Source organism: Pseudomonas sp. CK-NBRI-02, assembly GCF_008124495.1.
Classification (GTDB): Bacteria; Pseudomonadota; Gammaproteobacteria; order Pseudomonadales; family Pseudomonadaceae; genus Aquipseudomonas; species Aquipseudomonas guariconensis.
On the sequence record NZ_VSJH01000015.1, the window covers coordinates 81,697 to 93,576 of the forward strand.

An 11,880-nucleotide genomic window follows, 5' to 3' on the forward strand; every position below is an offset into this window, starting at 1 on the left:
GCTCAGACCATCGCCAGGTGCTGCTTGCGCGTCGGCGCCGGAAATGCCTTGTCGATCGCCTGCAAGTCCTCGTCGGTCAGGCTCAGTTCGCCCGCCGCCGCGTTGAGCCGCACATGCAGTGGCTCCACCGCCTTGGGGATGGCGATGACGCCTTCGTTGCGCGTCACCCAGGCCAGGCTCACCTGGGCCGGTGTGGCCCCATGCCGCTCGGCGATCTCGGCCAGTACCGGGTGTTGCAGCAAACGCCCGGCCTGGGCCAGCGGGCAGTAGGCCATGGTCGGCAATCGATGTGTCTGGCTCCATGGCAGCAGATCGAACTCGATGCCTCGTTGAGCCGGGTTATACAGCACTTGGTTGGTGGCACAGTCGGGATTGTCCAGCTCGAGCAGGTCCTCCAGGTCGAAGTTGGACACGCCCCAGCGACGGATCTTGCCCTGCTCGCGTAGGCGCTCGAAGGCTTCGACGGTTTCCTCCAGCGGATACTGGCCGCGCCAGTGCAACAGGTACAGGTCGATGCAGTCGGTACCCATACGCGTCAGGCTCCGCTCGCAGGCAGCGGGAATGCCGCGGCGGCTGGCATTGTGCGGGTAGACCTTGCTGACCAGGAATACCTGTTCTCGGCGTCCGGCGATGGCTTGGCCGACCACCTGCTCGGCGCCACCTTCGGCGTACATCTCCGCCGTGTCGATCAGTGTCAGGCCCAGTTCGATGCCCTGTTGCAGGGCGGCCACCTCGGCGGCCTTGTGTCGTGGGTCCTCGCCCATGTACCAGGTGCCTTGGCCAATGGCCGGGACGCTGGCGTCTGCCAGATTCACGAAACGCATGTCACCTCCTGTGGATCGGTGTGGGAAAGCACGACGTCGAGCAACGCTTGCGCTGCCGTGGAAAGTTTGTGGTCGGCCAGGGCAATGACGCCGATGCGGCGCTCCACGCGGGGCTCGACCAGGGCCACGCAGCGCGCGCCGAGCTCCTGCATCTGGTTGATGCACAGCGCTGGCACGGCGCTCACGCCCAGGCCGTTGGCGACCATGCGACCTACGGTCGACAGTTGATGACTCTCGAACGCCGCAGTCAGTTTGCCGTGGCTGGCTGCTACATTCTGCTCCATCAGCAGACGCACCGCCGAAGGACGCTGCAAGGCAATGAAATCCTGGGCCAGCAGATCCTGCCAGGTGACCTGAGGTTGGCTTGCCAGTGGCGAGTCGGCGGGTACCACCGCCACGAAGCGGTCCAGATAAAGGGGATGAAAACGCAAACCGTCGAGGTTTTCCGGTTCGAAACCGATACCCAGCTCGACGCGGCGATGGCGCACCAGCTCCAGCACCTGTTCGTTGATCACGTCATGCACGGTGACGTTGACCTTGGGGTAGCGCTGGCGGAACACCTTCAGCGAGCGCGGTAGCAGGTTGCCGGCAAAGGCGGGCATGGCCGCCACCGAGACCCGCCCCAATTGCAGGGTGAAGCGCTGGCGTAGCATTTCCTCGGTGTCATCCCAATCTGCCAGCAGGCGCCGGGCCAAGGGCAATAGCACTTCACCTTCGGGGGTGAGGCTGACGCTGCGGGTGGTGCGGGTTAACAGCGCACCGCCGAGGTTGTCCTCCAGGGCCTTGATGGTCAGGCTCAAGGCCGGCTGGGAGACATGCAGGTGTTCGCCGGCCTGGGCGAAGCTCTGGTACTTGGCCACGGTGATGAAGGCGCGTAACTGCTTGACGTTCATGACGAACCCGATTTTGTTTTGAAAAAGTTATCAATCGATGACGAAAACAAAATTAACAAATCAGTCGACAGCGGTGAAGATGCCTCCACGGTTCCAACAACTACAAAAGGCGACTGAGCATGGCCGGACTGGACAAGCGCGTAGCAACCTATGAAGAGGCCCTCGCAGGCCTGACCGACAACATGACGGTACTGGCCGGCGGCTTCGGCTTGTGCGGCATCCCCGAAAACCTCATCGCTGAAATCAAGCGCCGCGGCGTCAAAGGCCTGACCGTGGTCTCCAACAACTGCGGCGTCGACGGCTTCGGCCTGGGTGTCCTCTTGGAAGACCGTCAGATCCGCAAGATGATCGCATCCTATGTCGGCGAAAACGCCGAGTTCGAACGCCAACTGCTCAGCGGTGAGTTGGAAGTCGAGCTGACCCCTCAAGGCACCCTGGCCGAAAAGATGCGCGCAGGCGGTGCCGGCATCCCGGCCTTCTACACGGCCACCGGCTACGGCACTCCCGTCGCCGAAGGCAAGGAAGTGCGTGAATTCAAGGGGCGCAAGTACATCCTCGAAGAATCCATCACGGGCGATTTCGCCATCGTCAAGGGCTGGAAAGCCGACCACTACGGCAATGTGGTGTACCGCAACACCGCGCAGAACTTCAACCCGCTGGCCGCCACCGCCGGCAAGATCACCGTGGTCGAGGTCGAGGAGATCGTCGAACCGGGCGTGTTGCTGCCCAGCGAGATCCACACCCCCGGCATCTATGTCGACCGGGTCATCGTCGGCACGTTCGAAAAGCGCATCGAGAAGCGCACCGTCAAGGCCTAACGCGCCGTCCACAGAACAACAAAGAGATCCTGACCATGGCACTGACCCGCGAACAGATGGCGCAACGCGTCGCCCGTGAACTGAAGGACGGTTACTACGTCAACCTCGGTATCGGCATCCCCACCCTGGTGGCCAACTACGTGCCCGCCGACATGGACGTGATGCTGCAATCGGAAAACGGCCTGCTCGGCATGGGCGAGTTCCCCACCGAAGGCACGATCGATGCCGACATGATCAATGCCGGCAAGCAGACCGTCACCGCCCGCCGCGGTGCATCGATCTTCGACTCCGCGCAATCCTTCGCCATGATCCGTGGCGGCCACGTCGACCTCACCGTGCTGGGAGCGTTCGAAGTGGACGTGGAGGGTAACATCGCCTCCTGGATGATTCCTGGCAAGCTGGTCAAGGGCATGGGCGGCGCCATGGACTTGGTAGCTGGTGCCGAGAACATCATCGTCACCATGACCCATGCCTCCAAGGATGGTGAATCCAAGCTGCTGCCGCGCTGTAGCCTGCCGCTGACCGGCGCCGGTTGCATCCGCAAGGTGCTCACCGACTTGGCCTACCTGGAAATCGAAGACGGCGCGTTCATCCTGCGCGAGACCGCCCCGGGGGTCAGCGTGGAGGAAATCATCGAGAAGACCGCCGGCAAGCTGATCGTGCCGGATGACGTGAAGGAAATGACCTTCTAAGAAACATCGGCCCTGTGGGAGCGGGTTTGCCCGCGAAAGCGTCAGTCGAGGCGACACCGTCGCCTGAACGGACGTCTTCGCGGGTGAGTCTGTTCCCACAGGGCTTTGTGCTGCTTCAGTGCTTGAAAATCAAAAAAACAAATAAAAGGAAAATCCCGTGGCCGCTGAAATCCAAGACAGCCGCTCCGCCCGTTTTGCCCTGCGTTGCTCCAATTGGGCCGAACGCTGGTTCCCCGATTCCTGGGTATTCGCCGCCCTGGCCGTTGTGTTGGTGTGCCTGGGCGCGATGGTCATGGGCGCCAAGCCTACCGATACCGCCAAGGCGTTCGGCGATGGCTTCTGGAGCCTGATCCCATTCACCATGCAAATGGCTTTCGTGGTCATTGGTGGTTATGTGGTGGCCAGCTCGCCGCCCGCCGCGCGGCTGATCGACCGCCTGGCCAGGTTGCCGAAGAACGGTCGTTCGGCGGTGTGCTGGGTAGCGCTGATCTCGATGCTCGCATCCTTGCTCAACTGGGGGCTGTCGCTGGTATTCGGCGGTCTGCTGGTTCGTGCCCTGGCCCGGCGCCAAGACCTGAAGATGGATTACCGCGCCGCAGGGGCTGCCGCCTATCTGGGCCTGGGTGCGGTCTGGGCGCTAGGGCTTTCGTCGTCGGCTGCACAGTTGCAGGCCAACCCGGCCAGTCTGCCGCCGTCGATCCTCGCCATTACGGGGGTGATTCCATTCACCGAGACCATTTTCCTCTGGCAATCCGGCGTCATGCTGGCGGCCTTGGTGATCGTTTCGCTGATCATTGCCTATGCCACTGCGCCAGGGCCGAACAGTGCCCGCACCGCCGAGCAATGCGGCGTCGACCCAAGCTTCAGCGCGGCACCGGTGGCCCAACGCACCCGTCCGGGCGAGTGGCTGGAGTACAGCCCAATACTGACCCTGCTGCTGGTTGCCCTGGCTGGCGGTTGGCTGTACCAAGAATTCGCCACCAAACCTGCGATCACCGCCATCTCCGGCCTGAATACCTACAACTTCCTGTTCATCATGCTCGGCGCCTTGCTCCACTGGCGTCCGCGCAGCTTCCTCGATGCTGTGACCCGCGCGGTGCCGACCACCACCGGGGTGTTGATCCAGTTCCCGTTGTACGGCTCGATCGCCGCGATCCTCACTCAGGTCAAAGGCGTGGATGAACAGACCCTGGCGCACCACATCTCTACGTTCTTCGTGCAGATCGCCTCCCACGACACCTATGCCGTGCTCATGGGGGTGTACTCGGCAGTGCTGGGCTTCTTCATCCCGTCCGGCGGCGGCAAATGGATCATCGAGGCGCCCTACGTGATGCTGGTGGCCAACGACCTGCAGTACCACCTGGGCTGGGCGGTGCAGATCTACAACGCCGCCGAGGCCTTGCCCAACCTGATCAACCCGTTCTACATGCTGCCTCTGCTGGGCGTGCTGGGGCTCAAGGCGCGGGACCTGATCGGCTTTTCATTCGTACAATTGCTGGTGCACGTGCCGTTGGTGCTAGTGTTGCTGTGGGCCCTGGGCACGACTTTGCACTATGTGCCACCGGTCATGCCGTAAGGTTTGCAGAGTGTGGGAAGAGGGCGGTGAGAACCGCCCTTTTTTGCCTGATGAGTGCGCCTTGTCAGTGGTCTCTGGAATGTTTACCCGCTGATGGCTGGCTCAGGTCTCGCGCATGTTGTCGACTCATTTCAAGTCGACGAGCAATTACCCATGCCCATTCACAAACTTGTCCCCGGTCAACCCGATGATGCCAACAGCCCACTCGTTGGTCAGATACTGCCGCGCCCTGAACCCGTCGAGCCGCCACCGGAGCCTGACACCACCGCCCCGGATTTCACGGCAGAGCTGACCCGTGCGCTGGGCCTTAAGCAGATCAAGGCCACTGATCGCATGGTGCTGCGTGATCAACATGGGCGTGTCCTGTGCGTTCATGCAAAGTCCGATGATTGGGGGTGGGTGTATCTGGGTGAGCCGGAACGATATGGCGCTGAACTAGTGCCGTTGGTGGTGCATCTGGACCCGACCAGTCAAAACCTGTCGATGTCCGCGGAAAAGAAGATGGTCGGCTGGTCCTTCTTCGCCGATGGCAACTCGACTGCTGGAGATTATGTATTCGCGGGGTTCAAGGTTTGGACGGACTATCCGCGCCTGCGTTTCAGGATCAAGCGAAGTGGGACCACAATCGTCAACCATCGACAAATGTTTGCTTTCACGCTGAGCTGTGAAATCGGCAGCACGCGTATGGCCGTGCAGGCGCCTGCTGGTAAGTGGGGGTGGGTGAAGCTGGTGCCTGAAAGCGACGTCTCCGACGATGACCAGCTTCGGTTCTCTTTGCACAAATTGTCGATTCCGCTTGTCAGGGTGAGAGAGTTGATCAAAGCGACCTGGCCCAATACGACTTTGACGTATCAGACGTCCGTGGATTCGTACTACGAGGCCATATCCGCTCAACAAGCGCGCGGCATCTGGGTTGAGTCAGGCCTCAAGTATTTCAGGTACAAGCCAGAGGTGTTCGATTGCGATGATTTCGCCTTGGCCTACAAATCCAAGGCCGCCAAAACGGCGTACTCGGAAAACAATCTGTATCCCTACTCGGTGGGCATCGTATTCGGGCAGAATGCCAAAGGTGCCCATGCGGCGAATCTGTTCATCGACCAATGGCTGCGCCTGCAACTGCTCGAGCCGCAAACCGGCGCTGTTCAGCGTGCATCAGAGTGGGCCTATACGCCGTATCACATCATGTTTTGACGTTTTTCCAGGCGCGATGAGGGCGCAGCGATGATCGAGGTGTCGCGGTTCTGGCGGGATCCGGCTTTACCCTTCGTTGAAGCCCGGCGAGTGGGGGATGGCCGCCAGGTGTGCTATGCGCCCCATTCCCACGAGAGCTTTTCGATTGGCGTTATCACCGGCGGGCGCAGCACCTACGTGACGGGCACCGTACGACGGGAGGTAAGTGCAGGCACCACGGTGCTGATGAACCCCGGCGTGGTCCATACTTGCAACCCCATCAAGGACGAGCCTTGGTCCTACCTGATGCTGTTCGTCGACCTGCCGTGGCTACAGGCCCAGGGCTTTGAACTGCCGTTGGCGACGTACAGCACCTCACCGGTGCTGTACGGGCGGCTGCTTGAGGTCTTTGCCACACTGTTCGATGACCAGTGCGCAGACCGTCAAGCCTGCCTGGCCGCGTTTTTCAGGACATTGCGGGGTGACCTCGACGACGAGCCGACACCGCCGATACAGTTCAATCCCCGATTGGAAGCTGCTGCTGCGTTCATCCGCGCTCATCGGCTCGACCCTTTGACGATCGAAGATATCTGCGCTGCCGTCGGCCTGACGCGGGCTTACCTGATCCGCGCCTTTGGTCAGCGTTTCGGCCTGACACCCCATGGCTACCTGCTCGACCAACGCGTGCAGCACGCCCGGGCCCAATTACGCCAGGGGCGGGCGATCGCCGAAGTAGCGGCGGAGGCAGGCTTTGCCGATCAGGCGCATCTGCAACGGGCATTCAAGCAGCACCTGGCGGCGACCCCTGGGCATTATCGCTCGGGCCGCTAGGGTCAGCCCAAGGCCAGGTACAACGCGCTGGCGAGCAACAAAGCTGCCAGTGCCCGGTTGAACATGCGCATATGCCCAGGGTTGCCCAGGTACTGGCGAATCACACTGCCGGCCCAGGCCCAACTGGCAATCGAGACGAAGCAGATCGGCCCATAGATCCAGGCAAACAGCCATAACAAATGCTGCTCACCCCCTGTATAGGCTCCAATGCCTGCCACAGCGGCCAGCCAGGCCTTGGGGTTGAGCCACTGCATGGCCGCGCCATGCCAGGCTGACGGCGCGTCGTCCTGATGCTCGGTAGTCAACTGGCCATTGTCACAGGCCAGCTTCCAGGCCATGTACAGCAAGAAAAGCACCCCGCCGCCATGCAGCAAGCGGCCCAGCAACGGCCAGCGCAGCAGCAGTTCATGCAGGCCCAGGCCAACCAGCACCAACAACAGGCAAAAGCCCAGGGTCGCCCCGGCGGCATGGCCAAGGCTTGCGCGCAGGCCATGGCGAGCGCCACTGCCTAGGGCAACGATGTTGACCGGGCCGGGTGAAATGGACGCCGCCAGAGCGAAAGCAGCCATGGACAGGGACAGGCTCATGAGAAATATTCCTTGAGTGGTGGGACGCACCATCGTGGCCGAAGGGGGCAGGCAGGGTATTGAAGAAAAGTTCCCTACAGCTTTTGTAATAGTTTCACCCTGTCAGAAAAAGCCGCGGTGACTGTAGGATCAACATCCCAATTAGCCATCAAGGTCACCATGAGCACCTTCTCGGAGCCCCCCAGTCTCTGGCCATATCGGCCTTCCTTCCCACGTCCCTGTTACGCCTCCCGCATGAGTACTTCGCAATGGAATGGCTAGCCGATCCTACGGCCTGGCTGGGCCTTGCCACGCTTATCGTGCTCGAACTGGTGCTGGGCATCGACAACCTGGTGTTTATCGCCATCCTGGCCGACAAGCTGCCGCCGCATCAGCGCGACCGTGCGCGGGTCATTGGCCTGAGCCTGGCCTTGATCATGCGTCTGGGCCTGTTGGCCAGCATTTCCTGGATGGTCACCTTGACCGCGCCATTGTTCGAGGTGCTGGGCAAGAGTTTTTCGGGTCGTGACTTGATCATGCTGTTCGGTGGTGTGTTCCTGTTGTTCAAGGCCACCATGGAGTTGCATGAGCGTTTGGAAGGGCATGTGGTGCAGACCAACGGCGCTACCCGGCATGCGGCGTTCTGGCCCATCGTGGCGCAGATCGTGGTGTTGGATGCGGTGTTCTCCCTCGACGCGGTGATTACCGCAGTGGGTATGGTCGAGCATTTGTCGGTGATGATGATCGCAGTGATCTTCTCCATCGGCATCATGATCGTCGCCAGCAAGCCCCTGACCCGCTTCGTCAATGCCCACCCCACGGTGATCATGCTGTGCCTGGGCTTCTTGATGATGATCGGCTTCAGCCTGACAGCCGAGGGCCTGGGCTTCCACATTCCGAAAGGCTACCTGTACGCGGCCATCGGCTTCTCGTTGCTGATCGAGCTGTTCAACCAGTTGGCGCGTGCGCGTCGCAAGCGCAGCTTGCAACAGCATCGACCGCTGCGCGAGCGAACTGCCCATGCCGTCCTACGGCTGATGGGCGGGCGCCGGGTGGAGGCGGACGAAGTGGGCGATGAGATCGCCGATCTGGTCGAAGGCGGTGGTGAACAGGTGGTCTTCGACCGTCGCGAGCGGGTGATGATCAGTGGCGTGCTGAATCTGGCCGAGCGGCCGATCCGCACCGTGATGACCGTGCGCGTCAAGGTGGATGCCATCGACCTGGCCCTGCCTGCCGATGCCATCGCCCAAGCGCTGGCCCACTCGCCCTATTCACGTCTGCCGCTGATCCGCGATGGGCGGATAGAAGAGCCGTTGGGCTTCGTGCACAAGAAAGAACTGCTCAAGGAATTGCTGTCCGGTGGGCGACCTGACCTGGAGCGCCTGGCACGTGCGCCGCTTAACCTGCTGGAGAGCTTCAGCATCCTCAATGCCTTGGAGCAGATGCGCGCACATTCCACGCATATCGCCTTCGTGGTCAATGAGTTCGGTGACTTCACAGGCTTGCTGACCATGACCGACATCCTTGAGTCGATCGCCGGAGAACTGCCTGACGCCAGTGAAGTGACTGGGCCAGGCATCGTCGAAGAGGGCGGGGCGTTTGTGGTCAGCGGTGCGTTGAACCTGAGCCAAGTACAGGCGCGTACCGGTTTCAGCGCCCGCGCTACCGAGGATTACCAGACCCTCGCGGGTCTGGTCATGAGCTTGCTGGATCGTCTGCCGGTGGTCGGTGATCGTCTGGCCTGCGATGGCTGGACGCTGACGGTGATGGCAGTGGAGGAGCGCAGGGTGCGTCAGGTTCGCCTTACACCGAGCGACGACGCTGGCGTAGCAGGTGCTTGAAGCCTTCAAGCACCAGCACCAGCACTGCGGCCCAGATCGGCAGGTAGGTCAGCCACTGGTCAGGGCCGATGGTCTCGCCCAGCAGCAGGGCTACGCCGACCAACAGCACCGGCTCCACGTAGCTGAGCAGCCCGAACAGACTAAATGGCAGCAAGCGGCTGGCCAGCACGTAGGCGATCAGGGCTGAGGCGCTGATCGCGCCGAGCAACGGGATCAAGCCATAGAGGCCCGGATGTTCGGCCAAGTCGGCCGGCGTGAGCGGGCGCTGCATCACGAAGTACAGCGCCCACGGCAGTAACAGGAACATGTCGCACCACAAACCGCCCAGGTGATCGGTGCGGCAGCGCCGACGCAGGACGAAGTAGATTGGGTAGCCAATGGTCACCACCAGGGTTTCCCAGGCAAAGCTGCCGTTCTGGTACAGCTCATGCCCCACGCCCAGGACGGCGCACGCTACCGCAACTTTTTGCAGGCGCGAAAGGCGCTCGCCATAGACCAGTCGACCAGTCAGGACCATGGCCAGCGGCAACAGAAAGTAGCCCATGGAAACCTCCAGGCTGCGCCCATGCAAAGGCGCCCAGAGGAACAGCCATAGCTGCACGCCCATCAGCCAGGACGTGCCGATCATCCCCAGTAGCAATGTCGGCGTCTGTTTGACCCGAGCGAGCAAGCCACCGACCAGTTTCCAGTCCTTGGTGGCCAGCATGAACAGGGTGAGGCAGGGGAGCGTGAGCAGCGTGCGCCAGCCGAAGATCTCCTCGCCATCCAGTGGAGCCATCAGGGAGGTATAGAAATACATCACGGCGAACAGACAGGACGCCATGACGGACGAAACGATGCCTTTTGACACGAATGCCTCTGTTAATGGATATGAGCGTGTGGATCAGTTGGGCATGATCTCAGGCCGTATGCTGTGCGGCAACCGCGAGCTCCCCGGGCGGGCGGCCAGGGCTTGGAGGAAGTCGTCCACAGGCATCGGTCGGCCGAACAGGTAGCCTTGCTGGAAGCCTACCTGGTGCCGGGCCAGGTAATCGCGTTGAACCTCGGTCTCGACTCCTTCGGCCACGATGCCCAGGCCCAGCTTGCCTGAGAGTTCGATGATGGTGTCGAGAATGTGCTGGGACAACGCGTCGCCGCCGATCATGGCCACGAAACTCTGGTCGATCTTCAGGTAGTCGACCTTGAACTGGCGCAGGTAGTTGAGGCTCGATTGGCCCGTGCCGAAGTCGTCCAGAGCGATCATCACTCCCATGTCATGAAGTTTCTCGAACAACTCCAGGGTAATGGGGGTGGCTTCGATCAGCTTGCGCTCGGTCAGCTCCAAGGTCAGCACCACGCGCCCCGGCGGGAAGTGCTGGAGGAAGGTGCGGCAATCATCCAGCAACTCCAAGTCGCGGCAATGATCGGCGGTAATGTTGATGCCTATGTGAAAGCCATCCTCCAGCAGTGCGGCATACGGCGCCAGGGCCTGGGCGGTACGCAGCATCAAAGCGCGGGTCATGGGGACGATCAGGCCGCTGTGCTCGGCATAGGGAATAAAAAGGTCGGGACGCACCAGGCCTTCGCGTGGGTGGTCCCAACGCATCAGGACTTCGACCCCAGCCCAGCGGTAGTCGTCCTTGCGCACCACGGGTTGGAAGTATGGGAGGAATTCATCGGCCTCCAGGGCTCGGCTAAGTTCGGCTCGAGGCGACGAGGCACGCCGTATCTGCCAGTGGCAGACGATGCCGGCGAGGACGCCGAGCAATAGCAACAGACTGAGCAGGGCCGGATAGTGTTCGGAGACGAACTGGACTTTCTTCCCTGTTCCATAGCCGCCATGAACGCTGAACGGGTAGCGGATCGATGCCTGTACCGAGGGTGCGATGGCCGCTGCTGGCGGCGTGCCTTTGTGTACCACACCGTCCTTGCCCATCCAGTGGTCGCCGACCTGAAGCTGCAGTTCTTCTCCAGAACTGACCCACTGCAGTGCGCTGGTCAGGTGGTCGCCATCGACGGTGGCGATCGCACCGCTGCCAGCGTTGCTGGCGCGATAGGCCAGCAAGGGGTGGTTGGGCGTAACCGAGTTGCCGCTCATCAGCCAGAGGCGACCGTCGGTATAGTCTTGCGCATCTACCGGCTCGTCGAAGTTGCCGAACAGCGAGGAACAATAGAGGGTGTTGTTGTGGAACAGGTTGGTGGAGCGCACAAAGGCGTTCCGGGTGACTTGGCTGCGCAGAGCCAGGTCGATTTCGTCGCAGGGGCGGCCGACCAGCGGCAATAGCTCTTTGGCGGCGTTGGAAATGTTGTCGAGGATATGTTCGACCTGTTCTACCACTTGTCGGGTCGTCGCCTGGCTGGTGTTTTGCAACTCGCGTTGGGCCTGCCAATGCATGATTGCCAGGCCACACAGCAGCGGCAGCGCGCCGACGGCCCAGGGAAGCAGGACTCGCCAGCCCCGACGGGCGGAGCGTTTAACCTTGAAAGGCATGCTGATCTAATCTAATGAAAAACAATGGGCAGAGGATAGCCGTTTGTCGGCCGAAGCGGTGAACTAAAGCGCGACAAATGATTTTACGCACTGTAGAATCCGTTTACGAATACAAGAATAAGGTTCTCCGCGTTCCGGAGGATCAAGCCCGCCGAGAATGGGTCCATATGACATATCAAGGGTTCAAACTCATCATTGG

The 11,880-nt window shown here is 61.3% G+C and carries 11 protein-coding genes; 6 read left to right on the plus strand and 5 right to left on the minus strand.

What is annotated here, in order from left to right; translation table 11 throughout:
- Positions 1-2 precede the first annotated feature (2 nt).
- Positions 3-824 (minus strand): aldo/keto reductase, encoded by an 822-nt coding sequence (locus DQ397_RS11405; RefSeq protein WP_043215584.1) that lies wholly within the window; start codon positions 822-824, stop codon positions 3-5.
- Positions 812-1,717 (minus strand): LysR family transcriptional regulator, encoded by a 906-nt coding sequence (locus tag DQ397_RS11410; RefSeq protein ID WP_043215586.1) that lies wholly within the window; start codon positions 1,715-1,717, stop codon positions 812-814. The genes DQ397_RS11405 and DQ397_RS11410 overlap by 13 nt, the downstream gene beginning before the upstream one ends.
- Before the next feature lie 119 nt (positions 1,718-1,836).
- Here DQ397_RS11410 and DQ397_RS11415 point away from each other — a divergent pair, with 119 nt between their 5' ends.
- From DQ397_RS11415 to DQ397_RS11435, 5 genes are all read left to right on the plus strand, one after another.
- Positions 1,837-2,535, plus strand: a complete 699-nt coding sequence (locus DQ397_RS11415; protein WP_043215587.1) for a CoA transferase subunit A — start codon at positions 1,837-1,839, stop codon at positions 2,533-2,535.
- A 35-nt stretch (positions 2,536-2,570) separates the two neighbouring features.
- Complete coding sequence (locus DQ397_RS11420; protein ID WP_070572443.1) at positions 2,571-3,227, plus strand: CoA transferase subunit B; 657 nt, start codon at positions 2,571-2,573, stop codon at positions 3,225-3,227.
- 157 nt (positions 3,228-3,384) lie between these two features.
- Positions 3,385-4,803 (plus strand): short-chain fatty acid transporter, encoded by a 1,419-nt coding sequence (locus tag DQ397_RS11425; protein ID WP_148921547.1) that lies wholly within the window; start codon positions 3,385-3,387, stop codon positions 4,801-4,803.
- A gap of 153 nt (positions 4,804-4,956) precedes the next feature.
- Positions 4,957-5,994, plus strand: a complete 1,038-nt coding sequence (locus DQ397_RS11430; RefSeq protein ID WP_148921548.1) for a lectin MOA-related protein — start codon at positions 4,957-4,959, stop codon at positions 5,992-5,994.
- A gap of 30 nt (positions 5,995-6,024) precedes the next feature.
- The gene (locus DQ397_RS11435; RefSeq protein ID WP_043215009.1) at positions 6,025-6,804 is read left to right on the plus strand and encodes an AraC family transcriptional regulator; all 780 of its coding nucleotides are present in this window, start codon (positions 6,025-6,027) and stop codon (positions 6,802-6,804) included.
- Between the two features lie 2 nt (positions 6,805-6,806).
- On the opposite strand, the gene DQ397_RS11440 is transcribed toward DQ397_RS11435, so the two are convergent.
- Positions 6,807-7,391 carry a LysE family translocator gene (locus tag DQ397_RS11440; protein ID WP_043215007.1) on the minus strand — a complete coding sequence of 195 codons (585 nt, stop codon included), beginning with the start codon at positions 7,389-7,391 and terminating at the stop codon, positions 6,807-6,809.
- Positions 7,392-7,639: 248 nt separating this feature from the next.
- On the opposite strand from DQ397_RS11440, the gene DQ397_RS11445 reads away from it, so the two are divergent.
- Positions 7,640-9,211: a TerC family protein gene (locus tag DQ397_RS11445; RefSeq protein WP_043215005.1), complete on the plus strand. Its 1,572-nt coding sequence runs from the start codon at positions 7,640-7,642 to the stop codon at positions 9,209-9,211.
- Here DQ397_RS11445 and rarD read toward each other — a convergent pair.
- Positions 9,174-10,061, minus strand: coding sequence for an EamA family transporter RarD (rarD, locus tag DQ397_RS11450; protein WP_043215003.1), 888 nt, complete (start codon positions 10,059-10,061; stop codon positions 9,174-9,176). The two genes, DQ397_RS11445 and rarD, sit on opposite strands and share 38 nt — an antisense overlap.
- 33 nt (positions 10,062-10,094) lie before the next feature.
- Positions 10,095-11,681 (minus strand): EAL domain-containing protein, encoded by a 1,587-nt coding sequence (locus DQ397_RS11455; RefSeq protein WP_043215001.1) that lies wholly within the window; start codon positions 11,679-11,681, stop codon positions 10,095-10,097.
- Between the last annotated feature and the right edge of the window lie 199 nt (positions 11,682-11,880).

Coding starts and splice junctions, on each gene's coding strand:
- DQ397_RS11405 (WP_043215584.1), bottom strand. CDS start 824: ATGCGTTTCGTGAATCTGGCAGACGCCAGCGTCCCGGCCATTGGCCAA.
- DQ397_RS11410 (WP_043215586.1), bottom strand. CDS start 1,717: ATGAACGTCAAGCAGTTACGCGCCTTCATCACCGTGGCCAAGTACCAG.
- DQ397_RS11415 (WP_043215587.1), top strand. CDS start 1,837: ATGGCCGGACTGGACAAGCGCGTAGCAACCTATGAAGAGGCCCTCGCA.
- DQ397_RS11420 (WP_070572443.1), top strand. CDS start 2,571: ATGGCACTGACCCGCGAACAGATGGCGCAACGCGTCGCCCGTGAACTG.
- DQ397_RS11430 (WP_148921548.1), top strand. CDS start 4,957: ATGCCCATTCACAAACTTGTCCCCGGTCAACCCGATGATGCCAACAGC.
- DQ397_RS11435 (WP_043215009.1), top strand. CDS start 6,025: ATGATCGAGGTGTCGCGGTTCTGGCGGGATCCGGCTTTACCCTTCGTT.
- DQ397_RS11440 (WP_043215007.1), bottom strand. CDS start 7,391: ATGAGCCTGTCCCTGTCCATGGCTGCTTTCGCTCTGGCGGCGTCCATT.
- DQ397_RS11445 (WP_043215005.1), top strand. CDS start 7,640: ATGGAATGGCTAGCCGATCCTACGGCCTGGCTGGGCCTTGCCACGCTT.
- DQ397_RS11455 (WP_043215001.1), bottom strand. CDS start 11,681: ATGCCTTTCAAGGTTAAACGCTCCGCCCGTCGGGGCTGGCGAGTCCTG.